Source organism: Rhizobium sp. BR 314 (assembly GCF_047445805.1).
GTDB lineage: Bacteria > Pseudomonadota > Alphaproteobacteria > Rhizobiales > Rhizobiaceae > Rhizobium > Rhizobium lusitanum_B.
This window is the reverse complement of the sequence record NZ_JARWLA010000022.1, coordinates 60910-75516: the sequence shown is the minus strand read 5'-3', so window position 1 is coordinate 75516 and position 14607 is coordinate 60910. Positions and strand designations below refer to the sequence as shown.

General features: G+C 58.9%; 14 protein-coding genes. 10 read left to right on the top strand and 4 right to left on the bottom strand.

From position 1 onward, the window contains the following. Positions 1-4: 4 nt before the first annotated feature. The gene (locus QD461_RS23820; RefSeq protein WP_414089954.1) at positions 5-784 is read right to left on the bottom strand and encodes an ABC transporter ATP-binding protein; all 780 of its coding nucleotides are present in this window, start codon (positions 782-784) and stop codon (positions 5-7) included. Between the two features lie 172 nt (positions 785-956). Between QD461_RS23820 and QD461_RS23815 the strand changes: the two genes are divergently transcribed. The 6 genes from QD461_RS23815 to QD461_RS23790 all read left to right on the top strand — a co-directional run bounded on the left by QD461_RS23815 (position 957) and on the right by QD461_RS23790 (position 8318). Then, positions 957-1439: an Lrp/AsnC family transcriptional regulator gene (locus QD461_RS23815; protein WP_414089952.1), complete on the top strand. Its 483-nt coding sequence runs from the start codon at positions 957-959 to the stop codon at positions 1437-1439. A 467-nt stretch (positions 1440-1906) separates the two neighbouring features. Continuing rightward, entirely contained in the window at positions 1907-2440 is a 534-nt protein-coding gene (locus QD461_RS23810; RefSeq protein ID WP_414089951.1) for a hypothetical protein, read from the top strand. Positions 2441-2741: 301 nt separating this feature from the next. Continuing rightward, positions 2742-3617: a helix-turn-helix transcriptional regulator gene (locus QD461_RS23805; protein ID WP_414089950.1), complete on the top strand. Its 876-nt coding sequence runs from the start codon at positions 2742-2744 to the stop codon at positions 3615-3617. Positions 3618-3905: 288 nt separating this feature from the next. Next, positions 3906-6110: a hypothetical protein gene (locus QD461_RS23800; protein ID WP_414089949.1), complete on the top strand. Its 2205-nt coding sequence runs from the start codon at positions 3906-3908 to the stop codon at positions 6108-6110. A gap of 131 nt (positions 6111-6241) precedes the next feature. Continuing rightward, positions 6242-6595: a hypothetical protein gene (locus tag QD461_RS23795; protein WP_414089948.1), complete on the top strand. Its 354-nt coding sequence runs from the start codon at positions 6242-6244 to the stop codon at positions 6593-6595. A gap of 490 nt (positions 6596-7085) precedes the next feature. Beyond that, positions 7086-8318, top strand: a complete 1233-nt coding sequence (locus tag QD461_RS23790) for a glycosyltransferase (protein ID WP_414089947.1) — start codon at positions 7086-7088, stop codon at positions 8316-8318. Here the strand turns inward: QD461_RS23790 and QD461_RS23785 are convergent. From QD461_RS23785 to QD461_RS23775, 3 genes are all read right to left on the bottom strand, one after another. Further along, positions 8277-9182 carry a glycosyltransferase family 2 protein gene (locus tag QD461_RS23785; protein ID WP_414089946.1) on the bottom strand — a complete coding sequence of 302 codons (906 nt, stop codon included), beginning with the start codon at positions 9180-9182 and terminating at the stop codon, positions 8277-8279. The two genes, QD461_RS23790 and QD461_RS23785, sit on opposite strands and share 42 nt — an antisense overlap. A 6-nt stretch (positions 9183-9188) precedes the next feature. Continuing rightward, a complete protein-coding gene (locus QD461_RS23780; RefSeq protein ID WP_414089945.1) occupies positions 9189-10571 on the bottom strand; it encodes a hypothetical protein in 1383 nt (460 codons plus the stop codon). 840 nt (positions 10572-11411) lie between these two features. Then, positions 11412-12386, bottom strand: coding sequence for a 3'-5' exonuclease (locus QD461_RS23775; protein WP_414089944.1), 975 nt, complete (start codon positions 12384-12386; stop codon positions 11412-11414). Positions 12387-12661: 275 nt separating this feature from the next. Here QD461_RS23775 and QD461_RS23770 point away from each other — a divergent pair, with 275 nt between their 5' ends. The 4 genes from QD461_RS23770 to QD461_RS23755 all read left to right on the top strand — a co-directional run bounded on the left by QD461_RS23770 (position 12662) and on the right by QD461_RS23755 (position 14556). Beyond that, positions 12662-13168, top strand: coding sequence for a hypothetical protein (locus tag QD461_RS23770; RefSeq protein WP_414089943.1), 507 nt, complete (start codon positions 12662-12664; stop codon positions 13166-13168). A 371-nt stretch (positions 13169-13539) separates the two neighbouring features. Continuing rightward, positions 13540-13755: a hypothetical protein gene (locus QD461_RS23765; protein ID WP_184707679.1), complete on the top strand. Its 216-nt coding sequence runs from the start codon at positions 13540-13542 to the stop codon at positions 13753-13755. 78 nt (positions 13756-13833) lie between these two features. Next, positions 13834-14028: a hypothetical protein gene (locus QD461_RS23760; RefSeq protein ID WP_414089942.1), complete on the top strand. Its 195-nt coding sequence runs from the start codon at positions 13834-13836 to the stop codon at positions 14026-14028. Positions 14029-14112: 84 nt separating this feature from the next. Further along, entirely contained in the window at positions 14113-14556 is a 444-nt protein-coding gene (locus QD461_RS23755) for a hypothetical protein (protein ID WP_414089941.1), read from the top strand. Positions 14557-14607 lie beyond the last annotated feature (51 nt).

Here is a 14607-nt window from a genome sequence, read left to right as displayed (position 1 = left end):
AAGATCAGGAGGCCAGCATGCCGGTGAACTCCCGGCAACGGAGGCTGAGCGGTGCGTCGAAGACCTGCGCGGGCGGACCCTCCTCCTCGATACGTCCATGATGCAGGAAGAGAACATGGTTCGAGACGTCGCGGGCAAAGCGCATTTCATGCGTGACCAGCAGCATGGTTCGGCCCTCCTCAGCGAGGTCACGGATAACCTTGAGCACTTCGCCAACCAGTTCGGGATCAAGTGCAGAGGTCGGCTCGTCGAAGAGCATCACGGCCGGATCGATGCACAGCGCGCGCGCGATCGCGGCGCGTTGCTGCTGGCCGCCGGAGAGAAAGGCGGGATATTGGTCGCGCTTGTCGAAGAGGCCGACCTTGGCAAGAAGTGCCTCTGCCCTCTCCACGGCCTCATGACGCGAAATGCCGAGGACATGCACCGGCGCCTCGATGATGTTTTCGAGCACGGTCATGTGTGCCCAGAGATTGAAGCTCTGGAACACCATTCCGAGCCCGCTGCGCATCCGCTCGACCTGGCGCCAGCTTTTCGGTTGCATCTGTCCGTGACGCCCCTGCCGGAGGACGACTTCCTCACCGTTGAGGACGATGCGCCCGCGATCGGGCATCTCAAGCAGATTGATGCAACGCAGAAACGTACTCTTTCCGGATCCGGACGAGCCGATAATGGAAATCACGTCCCCCTGATTGGCCGAGGTTGAAACGCCCTTGAGGACCTGATGTGACCCAAAACTCTTGTGAAGATCCTCCACACAAAGCGCCTGGGAGGACAGCTCTGTCATACCCTATTCCAATAGAAAACAATTCGCGGAGAATATCGCGAAGAAGTGCATATTTTGCGCGCAATTTCAGATCAAATTGCATAAAAAATGCAAAAATATATTCCTTGCGCATCTTTTATGACAGAATAGAGATATCGCTACCCTGCGTCGGTGGCCGCTCAGAGGAATGGGAATGGAAAATCTGGATCGTTTTGATCGCGATATCCTCGATATCGTCCAGCGCAATTGCCAGCTCACGGCCGAGGCGATTGCCGAGGAGGTTGGCCTTTCGACATCCGCTGTGCAGCGGCGCCTGAAGCGGCTGCGCGAGGATGGCATCATCAGGGCGGAAATTGCGGTGGTGGACCGCAAGGCAACCGGAACACCGATGGTGTTCATCGTCGGCATGGAGATCGAACGGGACAACTATGATGCTCTTGCCAAATTTCGCCTTTGGGCGGAAAAGCAGGATCACATCCAACAGGTCTATTACGTGACGGGCGCCGTCGACCTGATTGCGATCATCACTGCTCGTGATGTCGAACACTATGACGACATCGCTGCTGTGATCATGGCGGAAAATCCGCAAATCCGCCGCATGCATACGAATGTGGTCTTGCGTGATGTCAAGCTCGGTCTGTTCGTTCCGCTCGCAAATGGCGGTGACCCAAGCTGATCGAAGGCCACGCAATCATTCACCGACTGTTGATTTCCGCCTTAACTTGATCCGCTTTCTTATTTCGGACGGTTCCACCCACACAGCAAGAAAATGTTTTCGATCAACACCATAAATGCAATCATTTGGTACAACGCGAAATGAAAAAGTGGCGCGAATCTAGCTGAAACTCAACAGTCGGGTATCTCGCGCCTTGCAGCAAGAGCTTTAGTGAAGTCCACAGCGATGCGACCCAGGTATGCGTACGACTTGGATTCCGGGTTCGGTTCTTTCGACCAAGCCCAGTAGTAAATATTGCCACTATTTTCCCCACTCAGCGAGACGACCACGGGGTCGTAGTTGGCGAAGTTGCGCGTGAGGTTTGCCATAGTTAACGCTTGTGAGGGGCTTGCGTGTCGAGCGGGATTGACGAATGATCGATTTTTGACCGAAGATTGGCGCGCTGCGCCACCGGGCGGAGGGGGCGCATGGTTCGATTTGTGTTCGCGGGACTTGCCATGCTTACGCTGGTGAGTCCGGTTGCCGCGGAAGAGGACTATGGTCCTGTGCTGGTCGCCCTCTTCGCGAAGACCTGCGCGATACGGCCGGCATTGCCCAGCGAATTGGCAAGGATCGTCACAGGCCTGGGCTTCGTCAGCGAAGACAAGATCTCGGCTGACATGGAGGCTGGTCCCCAAATTGACATCGTCTATCGGGCAAGGTTTGCGGGATCGGGTCGGAACGTAAGTCTGAGCGCCTATTTCGGCAACTCCGTGACGGAGCCCGACGTATCGTGCTCGCTGAATACCATCGGCGTTTCGGCCGACGCTCTGCCGGGCCTCATCGAGAAATCACTCGATGCCCACGACCGAACCGAGCAGTTGGCCAATGATGGCAATCGGTTTGTGGCGAGTTGGCGCACGGGCGCGGCGCAGGGCAGCGACACGATCGGAATATCGGCTTGGCGAACGTCACCACAACGCACCTCGATCAGCATCACCTATCACAGCCGCAAGCAGTGAAAGAATTTAACTCCGGCGAAAAAGAGATGGGTCTCGCATCGATCGCTGCCCCAGTGCCGTGCAGCCAAAGTCGCGCTTCCGCCTGACCCTAGTGCGCCAAACTGGTCTAAATTATTGTGTCAGCCGGATTGCCCTTGAATCCGGCCAAGCTTGGATGCGGAACAGAGCAAATAGCGCATAGGAGCAATTGATAAGGCGCATGGTCACAGGTGTGCAGCAATTCGGGCTCTCGTATTTTTCGACCGACCAATTTCCTGAGCGCGACCGCGTGGACGCTTGGCGAGCGACCTATGGGCGCGGAATGGGCGTGTGGCCCCTGACGGATGCTCCGTTCGCAAGCTCGCTTAGGCAGCAGTCTCTCCCCGGCCTTGGAATCGTCTTCGGAACGAGTTCATCTGCGCGCTACGAACGAACGCGAGCTCAGTCAATCGCCGAGAATCTGACCTTGATGGTGCACCTGGAAGGAAAGGCGACGATCAGTCAGCACGGTCACAACTTGACCTTCGGTGATGGCGAGGCCGCTCTGCTTTCGGGTGAGGAGGTCGGAGGCGCCATGGTGCCGGGTAAACTGAGCTATCTTGCTCTGCATTTGCCGGCGTCGGTGCTGCGGCCAATGATTGCCAATCCCAGTAGTGAGTTCTTACGGCAAATCCGCCGTGAGAATGCGTTCTTACGTTTGCTCGTCCGCTACGTTGTCGCTCTACTGGAACCGGGTGTCCTGGAAGCGCCGAATTTGCGCCGCCTCGCCGTTACCCATGTGCATGATCTCGTGGCGATGATGGTTGGTGCGGATCGAGAGGCCTGCGAGATTGCCAAGGGGCGCGGCGTTCGGGCTGGACGACTGCGTCTCCTCGTTGACGATATTGTTGATCGACTGGGCGAAGCGAACCTTACCGTCGATACCTTGGCGGGGCGCCACCAGATTTCACCGCGCTATATTCGAAAGCTCTTCGAGGCGGAAGGCACAACCTTTTCCGATTTCGTCCGCGGGCAACGTCTTGCGCTCGCACATCGTCTCTTGTGCGACCCACGCCGCAATCGCCAGCAGATCAGCGCGATTGCATTTGAATGCGGCTTCGGCGATCTCTCCCATTTCAACCAGGCATTTCGCCGGCGGTATGGAGCAACCCCGTCCGAGATACGCGCTGCGGCAAGGGCTGATACGCCTCTCGGCTGATCCGTCGCCCTGGCACGTCGCGGCGCTACCCCCCTTGTACTAAAAACGCGGTGAGTACCGCTCGACCTCAGTGCAGTGCAGCCTGGCCCAAGCACGCCCCTGACGAACACAGTAAGTGTCAGAACGGCTGGAGCCGAAGGCGGAATGACGGCATTAATACCTGAACGACCTCCGGAATTCACAAGCGCCTGTTTGATGTTGCGAGGTCGTATGTCTTTGATTTTCCGTTTTCCGGCTCAGGCCGCATATTTCGCCCCCGCACGGTCGAAGTTAATTTCGTCATGTAAGATGCGCCAGATTGTTCTTCTCGCCTCCGCGACAATTGTTGTCTTCATCGGAACAAGACAGGCCGACGCAGGCGACTGGCCCGCCACGATGACCGACCTGGGGGCGCTAGGGGGCACTTTCAGCGATGCCTATGCCGTCAGCGCTGACGGCACCGTCATCGTCGGCGATGCCAGCCTCCTCGGCTACAAACATGCTGCATCGTGGATTAATGGGGCGGTTGCGCCTACCGATCTCGGCACGCTACCAGGGAGCAATATTAGTCAGGCCAATGCAGTGAGTGGCGACGGCTCAGTCATCGTGGGCTATGCCAACAACGCAGTCGGCAACCAGCATGCTGTGTCGTGGCTCAATGGAGCGACCATACCTATAGACCTCGGAACGCTCGGCGGCATATCCAGTCAGGCTACCGCAGTCAGCGCCAACGGCTCCGTCATCGTAGGCATTGCCGACAACCTGACCGGTCACGGCCATGCGGTCTCATGGCAAGCCGGAGGCCCAACCATCCCCACCGACCTGGGCACGCTAGGAGGCAATTCTAGCCAAGCGTATGCCGTCAGCGCTAACGGTTCAGTCATCGTCGGTGCTGCCATCACCACGGCCGGTTATACTCACGCAGCCTCATGGAGTAATGGTACCACCACACCAACCGATCTCGGCTCGCTGGGCGGTCCCAACAGCTATGCCTATGCCGTTAGCGCCAACGGCAATGTCATCGTCGGTTCCGCGAGCCATCTCGGCTACCAACATGCCGCCATCTGGACCAACGGTGCGACCACACCCACTGATCTCGGGACACTCGGTGGCAACCTCAGCCAAGCGGTCGCCGCCAGTGCTGATGGATCTGTCATCGTAGGAAACGCCAATACTGCGACGGGCTATACGCATGCAGCCTCATGGACCAATGGCGCCACCGCGCCGACGGACCTCGGCTCGCTGGGCGGCCCCAACAGCTATGCCTATGCTGTCAGCGCTAACGGCAATGTTATTGTCGGTTCTGCCAGTCTTCTTGGATACCAACATGCCGCCGTCTGGGCCAACGGCGCGACGACGCCTACCGATCTCGGCACTTTGGGCGGCAATTTCAGTCAAGCCAATTCCGTCAGTGCCGACGGTTCGGTCGTTGTGGGAGTATCCAAAACCGCAGTAGGCTATACCCGAGCCTTTGTCGTGCGGCTGCCCGGTGTTGGCAACGGTGGTGGGAGCGGCGGCAACGGCGGAGGCAATGGTAGCGGAAATGCCGGCGGCGTCGGAACCCAGCCTTCCGTCATGCAGGATCTGGGCAATCTCTATCTTTCCGTGCCGAACATCGCCGACGCCAGTGCGATCGCCTTCGACCGGCAGGTCAGCGAGATGGGAAGCGTGCTCGGAGCACAGTGCCGTGCTGCCGCCGGCTCACATTGGTGCCTGAGCACGTCACTGTCGGGTTTCACGGTTTCGGACCAGCAGAACGCCTTGACCGGTACGATGGCACTTGGCTACGGCATCACCGATCAGATCGCCGTCGGCGGCACGATCGCGATGACGGCAAAAGGCAGGATCAGCGGAAAGGCTTTCAATATCGACGCCGCGCCGAGCTTCGGTCTATGGTCGCATTACAGCGCGGGCGGGGCGGTCAACTCGGGCTTCCAGGCCGATCTCGCGATCGGCTACGATAAGACCCATGCCTTCATCACACGCGGTCTTAGCCTCGACAATGTCGTACCGGTTGCAGGGAGCGCCGGCCTTTCCACCTTCGGGGCACGGGCGGGTATCGGCTACGGTTTCGTGGCCGGAGACTGGCTCCTCACGCCATCGGCCTCGATCGACACCTATCGCATGGATCGATCCGCGTACAACGAAGACACGGATGCCGATTTCCCGATCGGGTATGGCAAGCTTTCGGGCCGCCTGACCACTGCTACATTCTCGCTTGGTGGCTCCCGTCCGATCAGCGAGCATCAGAGTATCAGTCTCCAGGCTGGTGTCGTCACCGATCTCGATCATAGCGTGACCGGGCTGACCGGCACATCTTCCATTCCCGGCCGTACCAGCTTCACGCAGCCCGAGACGCTCGATCGCAACAATGTGCGGCCCTTCCTGGCCGGCTCCTATTCGTTCGCGATCGGCACCCGCTCGACCGTGAGTGTCGCCGCCGGAGTTTCTCGCGCATCTTACGGCAATGCGCCTGCCGTAGGGCTCAACGTTGGTTTCAACGCCGTGTTCTGAACGGCGGTCTGCGTGTACGTTCAATACAGAAGCTGCCTTGTGGCACAGGATCGCATTCAGTGTTTTCGCATCGCCAGCCGTAAACAGCTCGGAATACATATCGCTCTGAAGGATGACAGATGAAACACTCGATGACCATCGGCATCATATTGTTGGCAATCACTCAACCGAACGCGGCTTCCGCGAAGTCGGTGACTTGCTTGTATCCAAAAGATCAAAAGTTGGTCTTCGAGGTGCCAAAAAAACTTACCGATCTTCCTTCGATCGATTTTGATTACCCCACGAGAGTCACGGAATTCAGCTTCCGCGACGGAAACTTGCTCTTGATCGCTATGGATGACGCTGAGAGGAGCCGGATAAGGATGGTGATCTCGGCGCAGCGGGACAGGGCAACCGGCGCCTATGTCGGCCAGATCGTGACCGATACTGGAGGAAACCAACTCATGTTTGACAACAACCAGGTCGAATGCAAGGTGCGGGACTGATGTGCCTGGTGCTGCGTAATTGGCAACCAAGGTGACAGGAACCAAAGGAGACAAGAAGATCCCGCACTTGGTGGAAAGATGTCCTTCGCAGGACGACGTATGGGGGGTGCTCGCGTGGTTGTCTCGGTACGGTCGTTTTTTGCGATCAGGTCGCCGATTAGATTGTTCTGCGTCATTCTTCTGGTCGGACAATGGGAGGGCCACGCAGGCCGATCCAGGAGAGAAGCGCGATACTGCGAAGCCATCAATCACCAAAGCTACGGACAGTCAGAAGGTGCTTGATCTCACCACTTCGAATAGAGCAACAACCTCATCAGAGCCATTTCTGGCGGGGCGGCTCCCCGGTCGTCAAATTGCGGTTGCACCCTTCAACGAGCGTTAGCACACGACTAAAATCCAGTATCACATTTGGTGCCTTTGCGGGGATGAACCCAATGTTAGGAAAGTTGTGCTATGGCATGTACTCCACCATCGGTAGGGTAACAGGCGCATGCACTCCTCATCTCCCGCCCCATCCGTCGTCATTTTCGGCTCCGCGCGGCCCGTCACCTGCGCGGTGATGGACTATGCCCATCGCCTCGCCGACGCCATCAATGCACTGCGCCCGGGTTTTGTCGCGGTCCGAACAATCGAACCGGAACAGCCGATTGCCTTCATTGGCGCCATTGCCGAGGAGTTGCGTCGGGACCGAATTGTGCATCTGCAGCTGCCGATCGAGGGCTGGGGCAACAAAGTCGTGCCGGGCTCGGCCCTGATGGCGGCGCGGTTGATGACACGCAAGGGACGGATTGCCATCACCTTGCACGAATGGACCTCGCTCAACTGCCTGCGCCATCTCTCGATGGTGCCTGACATCTTGGCCTGCGACGGCTTCATCTTCGTCTCGCCGCAGCAGCGCGAGAGCTTCCGGACGACCCTATTGGTCGGCAAAGCGAAGAAGCAGGCAGCCCCGGTCATCCCGATCGGTCCCAACATCATGCCGGCGCGGATCGATCCTCGGAGAGTCGCCGCGGAGCGGGCTAAGCTCCGTGGCTCCGGCGCTGGCAAAGCCGACATCGTCATCGGCTTTTTCGGCGTGCTCTATGCAAGCAAGCGACCCGGCGTCCTGCTGCGCACCACGCAAGCGCTGCACAAACGTGGCGTTAAGGCGCGCCTGCTGATTTGCGGCGATTTCCTCTGGGATAAGCCCAAGGATCGTGAGGCCTTCCTGGCACTGGCACACGACCTCGGCGTCGCCGACTGGCTCGATTTCCGTGGCCGGATCGACGACGAGGGCGCGCTAATGGCGACGCTTTCCGCCGCCGACGTCTTCCTGCTGCCGTTCACCGACGGGATCAGTACGCGGCGTGGCAGCTTTCTGGCGGTCAGCCAACTCGCGATCCCGCTGGTTTCGACTGAAGCCGAGAGGCCGGACGAATTCGCACTCGCCCCGGCGCTGAAGGCGAAGATTGACAACCCTTCGACGGTCCTGTGTCCAGTCGACGCCACCCCCGACCGCTTCGCAGAGGCCGTTCTCGTCGCCCAGGCCGGCAAAGCAGAGGCGATCGGCGTCGACCTCGCCAGGCTCTGGGACAAGGCTGCCCTCGCTCACCTCGATTTCTACGCGCGCCTTCAAAAGTCCGATCCGACGACGACGACCGTCGCGCTGGACGCGCGATCGGAGGAAACCCAGGCCGAGGTCTTAGTCAAGCGACAGGATGCGTCGCGGGTCGAGGCGACCTAGCAATAGATCCCGCAGTGCCAGCAAATTTCCCCTAAGGCGGCCGCGTCGATCGATCCGGCCCTGGGGCAGCAGGCTACCAACGATGTTGGCTATCAGGGGCGCGGAAGACAGGCGCAAGGCACGAACGCGGCGCATCGTACCCTTGCGCGCCAGATACACTGTATTCGCGATTTGTGAGTAGCCGAATCGCAATCCCGAGGTGCGGCCAAGCTTGACGGCCCGATGGACGCCACGCAACGTCGTAGCGTGCACGATCCGCCCCTCGTCTGCGAGCTGGCTGCAGAAGTCAACGTCCTCTTGCCAGCCGTAGAGTGGCAAATTCTCGTCGAAGCGCGCGCCTGCGCGCCGGATCGCTGTCATACGAAATACCATGTTGCAGCCATAGGTGTTCTCCACCGGACGGATATCGCCATTTTCCGGCGGCTGGTCGTCGGCCAAAATCGCGAGCGCCTCTTGCAATCCGATTCCAGGCCCATGGACGCTGTCGGCAAGGACATGACCGGTCGCCGCGACAACATCCGGATTTTGCCGGAATATCAGCTCGACCTCGGCAAGAAAGCGATCCGTCGGCAGGTAATCGTCATCGAGGAACACGATCAGATCCACATCGCCGGCCGCATCAAGGATGGCATTGCGCTGAGCGGTTAGCCCCCGAGAGCCATCGATGCGCTCTGCGGGGATTGTCAGGCTTGCCGCATGATCCCAATCGACGTCATCGCTGGAGGACGGGCAGATCAAGATGCGTTGCGGGCGCAGTTCCTGCCGATCGAGCTGGATGAGTGTGTCTCGTAAAACCTCGCGGCGGCCGGAGGTGGCGAAGCCAACAATGATAACAGTCGGTTGGGTTGGTGTCGTGTCAGTCATGATGCCTCAACGTGCGATCCAGCGGAGGAAGATGAAAGAGGGTGCCGCGCCGAAGACGAGCGCGACGGCAAGGGCGACGCCAGTTGCTAGCAGGAGGTTGCCTGCAAACAAACCTGCGCTCAGCCAGGCAAGGATCAAGGCCGCGGCAGATGCAAGCACTGGCCACCAGGGCAGAACGAAAGGTTGTCGGCCCAGCATGAACACGCCGAAGACCGCTGCCGCTGCCGCTCCGCCGGCGGTTCCGGCGGCGATGGCCGCACCGGCGCCGGGATAGAGCGCCACGGCCACCAAGGCTCCGGCGCAGGTCAAGATGCAGTCGAGGCCCGCCAATCCGACGATGGCGGGCAAGCGGCGTTGCAGGTGCGCGGGCGTCGACAGTAAAGTTTGAGTGAGGGCTCGAAGCAACGCCACCAGCATGATGAACGGCGCCGTTTGCGCGAAGGAAGCCTGCAGAGCAGGCGGAATAACGGTCGCTGTCGCGGCCCCAAGTAGAGCGATTAGACCAGCGGCGCCGAGCAGGGCGGAGCCTGTCAGCAGAGCATAGTAGCGGCCGAGCTCGACCTGGACGTCTTCAGAGCTGCCCTCGCTGTCGAAGCGTGCCACCAGCTCAGGGTAACGCACGGCCTGAAGCGAGGCGATGATCATGCCGAATGGCCGCTGCAGCAGATCGAGCGCCAGCAACGGGCCGGCCGCTCCCGCCGGTCCTAGCCCGCTCAAAAAGATTGTCTTGAGCCCGAGCGGTGCCAGCACCCCGACGACTGAGGCGCCGGCCGACACACCACCATAGACCAGATGACGCTTGACGAGCTTACCGCCGCGGGCGCGCGACCAGGGCAGGATGTGACGCGACAGGACGCAGGCTAAGGTACAGTAGACTAAGTTTCCCACCAGGACACCAGCCACCACATGCTTGAGATCGCCACCTAGCGCGGCACCGGCTAACGTCGTCGCCGCTTGGATCGTCGCACGTGCACCTTGGAGGCAAGAGAACAGCCTGAACTCCTGCCGAAAGCGCAGCATGGTCAGATGCAATTCACCGCCGCCTTGCAGGATCGCTGCGGTGGCGCCGGTCAGCCCGAGCCAGAGTGGAACGTCTAACAGCTGTGCGACCAGCGCTCCGAGAAGGCACAAGGCGGCGCTGGCAATGAACTCGGCGATGATGACGCCACGCTGAGCCAATTCACTTTCTTCGTCAGGGCCGGGATAGAAACGGCTGCAGGCGGAGCGGAGCCACTGAAAGCAGGCGATGTCGGCGAACTGGACGATCGAGATGAACAGTGAATAGGCGACGTAGCTCGGCGCCGCGAGCAGGTGGGAGACTGCGATGAGGAGACAGAAGGCGAGAGCTGATTGATAAAAGTACGACCCTAGCGCGGCGATCTTGAGCATCGGTGCCTCAGGTAATCCGTCTCAGCGCGGCCATGGCCAAGCACATTTCAATCCTCCAAAAGGACTTTCCTAGCATGCTAGAGTTGAGGAAACGTTGCCGACAGACAGCAGCTCAACGCAATGCGCCGAGCAATTCGAACTTATTGCTGCTTGAGCCCCAGTGCATGCTCCACATCCGTGACCTCGATACCGTTTTGCGACAGAACCTTTTGGAGAAGTTGAAAGCTGATAGTCGCCCCAAGTGATTTCCGCCCTTGCCTCTCTCCGTCCGATGACACCACTTCGAATATCCTGGCAGAGCTGCAGCTTGAACGGTGTCGAATGCCGCCGATATGGACCTCGTGACTTCATGAGCCTTCTCCGATTGAGGCCCACCGAGCGTATCAGTTTTTCCGTCTCCCGTGGTCTAGCCCGAGGGGTTCGCTCCAATCCCGGGTCAGTGCTACCGCAATGCGGCCATGAGAGCCTTGCACGTTGCAAATGCGGTCGCCTGTGACCTCTCCAAGATGCGGGGAGAGGCGGCGGAGAACGCGTTCAGGTTCGGCCACGATTCTCGCCGCTTCAGCCTCCGGACTGCCAAAGGCCGACAGTCATGCATTGAATCGTTCAGCGTTCTAGGCGCGTTGGTTCGCTTCGGTCACGTTGTTCGCTGCGTCAGTTGCCATCTGCGCATGCTATCGCCAACTTGGGTAAACGCACGATGCTCGTTGTCCGTTCGACCTTAGCGTGTCTGGGAGAACAGATCTTGTTCCGCCACCAGCAAGTGAGCATCCATGTAGCGAATGCCCATGCTGAGTATGCCATGTCGGATGAGCATGTCGCAGAAGATCTGTTTGGAGACTAATTTCGGCTCCTGAAACGATCGAAAGCCGTCAGTCGCTGGACCGGCGGATCAGCCTCGTCCCAGTGATAGATATCGCTTCGCAGGAACCGTAGCTCATCCTCCATCGCTTCTTCGGCGACTTCGATCCACCATGATTTCAGGCGGCCGTCGCTGCCGTCGGACCAGCGATAACCTCTTGCCTTCAGGCGGTCCTTTTGATCAAAGGGCGAATTTTCCGCAAAGATGCGTACCCGCGACTGCTTGCTTGCCTCATATAGCTCGGCAAAGGGCGCTCGATCGCCATCTCCCCTAGAATGAGCCAGAACCTCCAGCAATGCGAAACAATCGTCGACCGCTCGGTGGCCAACGTGGAAATAGCCGCTCTGATTGATGAGATAGCCAAGCTTGGTACCCTCGTAGCCCCTCATCCCCCATTCGATCTCCGAGTTTGAGCATGCCCAAGCCTTCCGGGTGAAGATCGGAGAAAGGGCTTCACAGAAGGGGCGATCGAAGCCGGCATTATGGGCGATGATCAAATCGGCCGGCTCGACCAGCGCCCGCACCACCGCCATGTCGATCATCTGGTCGCGGACCATTGCATCGGTAATGCCGGTAAGCCTCGTGATATCTTCCGAAATCGGCGTGCTCGGTTGCTGCAGGCCACCATAGACGGCGGTGACGTCACCGACCTCGCCTCCCTCGTTAAATGTGAAGGCGATCAAGCCAATTTCGATGATTTCTTCCTTCCGTGCGTCGAGCCCGGTCGTTTCCGTGTCAAGGATAATGCCCTTGAGCGGATAACCCGGCCTTGCTGCCGCGACGATCTCACGGGGCGCAAGCTTTCGCAGGATCTGGTAGCGGCCGGTTGCCTCCAGCATGCGAACCATATCCTCTTCGCCCGGAGTGGCTCCGGCTTTTTGCCGATGCGCGCTCGCTGCCCCCGATAGGCGTGGCGGTGGGTTTCCGGAGAACATGTCGAGTTGTGACGTCATTGCGCTTCCGACCAAAAACTATGCGTAAACTTTAGCGGGCAGGCCGCAGCGTGAAAACCCCATCACCGGATGGGTCGGATTGATACCCACCGATATCGGCTGATCGATGTCGTAAGCCACCACACCTCATCGTGCACATATTTGCGATAGCTCACATTGTTGCCATCCTACGTCTATTCTGTAGAACGCTCAGGCAGGCAGGTGCGGTAGGCCTGATTGGCATGTCGCACTGCAAAATGGTTTGATGACGAAAACGAGCAAAAGAGACGAGCACAATGACGAGTTTTTTGGAAAAATGGTCCGCCAAGAAGTCCGACAAGCCGAAGGCTGGTACACGCAGTGCCGTCGACGCCTTCCGCGCGAGAGTGGCCGAGCAGAAGGCCTATCTGGCCGAGTTTGAGAGCGACGGCGCCGGCTTCAACAAATGGCGGTCGACCTGGTTTCAGCGCGCCCCCGGCGGCTTTGGCGTGACCATCGGCCGGGATTCGATCGATGCCGGGCAGGGACTAAGCTATGTCGTCGTCGAAACCACGGCACAAGTTGCAGAGTTCCTCGACGACCTTGCACAGCATGCCGACAACGACGTTTCGTTTCAGAAGGCGCTGGAGCAAAACCGTTTGCGCCGTGCCGCGCTTCTGAATAGCGCCAAGGCAAAGGTGAAGGCGCCTGCGGCGAAGGCTGCAACGCGGAAACCGGCGACCGTGAAGGCGACGGAAACAAGCCAAGTGTCGGGCGAAGCGAGCGCCGAAAAGCCGAAGCGTGGGCGCAAGCCAAAGGCATAAAGCATCAGGCGCTGAGAGGCCTGCGGGTGCAGGCCTCTCTCCGAACGGTCTCTAAACTCCCCCGCCCGTCAAGGGATAGGCTGCGGCTATACTAGAATCGCAATTTTAGTACAGCCGATTGGAGACATATGCGTTGCGTCTCGCTCGGGTGAACAAGTGATCTCGGTGCCCCAAAGAGCTTCCTCCTTGCGCCGATAAAACCGGTGCCGATGACATCGGGTGAGGATCGAAGACGCTCCATCAAGCGCCACGACTGCGACCGCAACAAATTTCGTCATTGTAGAGCTGCCCCCAGGCGGTCGGATCTGCATGTTCGCTTGACTTTGCGCCGTCCTCTGACACCCTGAAGCATCTTCAGGAATTGGATGATCATGACCCCAGAGCGCTTTTCCGAATGCCTTCTGCATATCCGCTGGACGCCGATCAATCTGGCAAGCGCCCTGCAATGCGACCTGTCATGGGTGGAGGCGCTGGAGGCAGGCAATGTCGAAGTGCCGGCCGGATTGGCGACGTGGCTGGAGACCCTCGCGCAATGCCACGAGGCAGCCGGCGTGCCGACCACCTATCGCGGCCGCGGGCACGAGTGATCCTTGTAAAGTCGAATCCGGAAGGCGAACGTAAATTCGGGAGCTTCGGATAGCTGACCCGAAGCGGAGAGATTTGAGATGAATGATGATTTTCGCCTAAAGCTCATCAAAATCAGGGACGAAAAGATCGCGCATCGCGACGAACTGCTTGAGATGAAGATGCGAGCCGCGATTGCGAAACAGGTCAACAGTGACATCGATATTGACGGTATGATCGCCCATGAACAGCTCGCGATCGACAATCTCGACGACGCTATTGCGCGCCTGAACTGACGGCGGTCGCTCGCTACCATTTAGCGAAATCTGGCCATCGACTTTCTCGCCCTCCGCTAATGATGACGAAGAGCTGGAGATGTGATGATGAGATTCGCTTTGGCGGTCGGCGCGGTGGTTGCTGTCGTTTCTCCAACGGTGAGCCACGCGACAGAGAGGCCGAAACATCCTTCGTCGCACCGATTTTGTTACGTCAGGCTCGGCGACGAGCTTGATCATCCATGTGAACGGTTGCTCTACATGCAGAACTTCCCGGTCGGCGAGGAATCGGTCATTGCGAAAACGGACCGGGGCGACGTCAGCTTTAGTGGGAGGAAGACGGATTCAAGCACGATCTCGGTCAGGGGCGTCTATATGAGGCGCTCGCTAAAGGGCCAGGAAAAATGCAAACTGGTGATGAGTACTGTCGGCCGCCTTTCCAAGGTTGATTGTAAAGTCCGAACGGAAGAGGGAATCGCAGTTCTGAAATCGACTGGCGACGATCCAAATGATGTTGATCTCGAACTTGGTGGCCCCATTCGTCACTGAGGCGCCCCAGGGTATGTGATGTCCTGATCACAAATGGAGAATTTGACGTGA

Excerpts from the sequence above, each read along its gene's own strand:
- QD461_RS23820 (WP_414089954.1), bottom strand. The coding sequence starts at position 784 with ATGACAGAGCTGTCCTCCCAGGCGCTTTGTGTGGAGGATCTTCACAAG.
- QD461_RS23815 (WP_414089952.1), top strand. The coding sequence starts at position 957 with ATGGAAAATCTGGATCGTTTTGATCGCGATATCCTCGATATCGTCCAG.
- QD461_RS23810 (WP_414089951.1), top strand. The coding sequence starts at position 1,907 with ATGGTTCGATTTGTGTTCGCGGGACTTGCCATGCTTACGCTGGTGAGT.
- QD461_RS23805 (WP_414089950.1), top strand. The coding sequence starts at position 2,742 with ATGGGCGTGTGGCCCCTGACGGATGCTCCGTTCGCAAGCTCGCTTAGG.
- QD461_RS23800 (WP_414089949.1), top strand. The coding sequence starts at position 3,906 with ATGCGCCAGATTGTTCTTCTCGCCTCCGCGACAATTGTTGTCTTCATC.
- QD461_RS23795 (WP_414089948.1), top strand. The coding sequence starts at position 6,242 with ATGACCATCGGCATCATATTGTTGGCAATCACTCAACCGAACGCGGCT.
- QD461_RS23790 (WP_414089947.1), top strand. The coding sequence starts at position 7,086 with ATGCACTCCTCATCTCCCGCCCCATCCGTCGTCATTTTCGGCTCCGCG.
- QD461_RS23785 (WP_414089946.1), bottom strand. The coding sequence starts at position 9,182 with ATGACTGACACGACACCAACCCAACCGACTGTTATCATTGTTGGCTTC.
- QD461_RS23780 (WP_414089945.1), bottom strand. The coding sequence starts at position 10,571 with ATGCTCAAGATCGCCGCGCTAGGGTCGTACTTTTATCAATCAGCTCTC.
- QD461_RS23775 (WP_414089944.1), bottom strand. The coding sequence starts at position 12,386 with ATGACGTCACAACTCGACATGTTCTCCGGAAACCCACCGCCACGCCTA.
- QD461_RS23770 (WP_414089943.1), top strand. The coding sequence starts at position 12,662 with ATGACGAGTTTTTTGGAAAAATGGTCCGCCAAGAAGTCCGACAAGCCG.
- QD461_RS23765 (WP_184707679.1), top strand. The coding sequence starts at position 13,540 with ATGACCCCAGAGCGCTTTTCCGAATGCCTTCTGCATATCCGCTGGACG.
- QD461_RS23760 (WP_414089942.1), top strand. The coding sequence starts at position 13,834 with ATGAATGATGATTTTCGCCTAAAGCTCATCAAAATCAGGGACGAAAAG.
- QD461_RS23755 (WP_414089941.1), top strand. The coding sequence starts at position 14,113 with ATGATGAGATTCGCTTTGGCGGTCGGCGCGGTGGTTGCTGTCGTTTCT.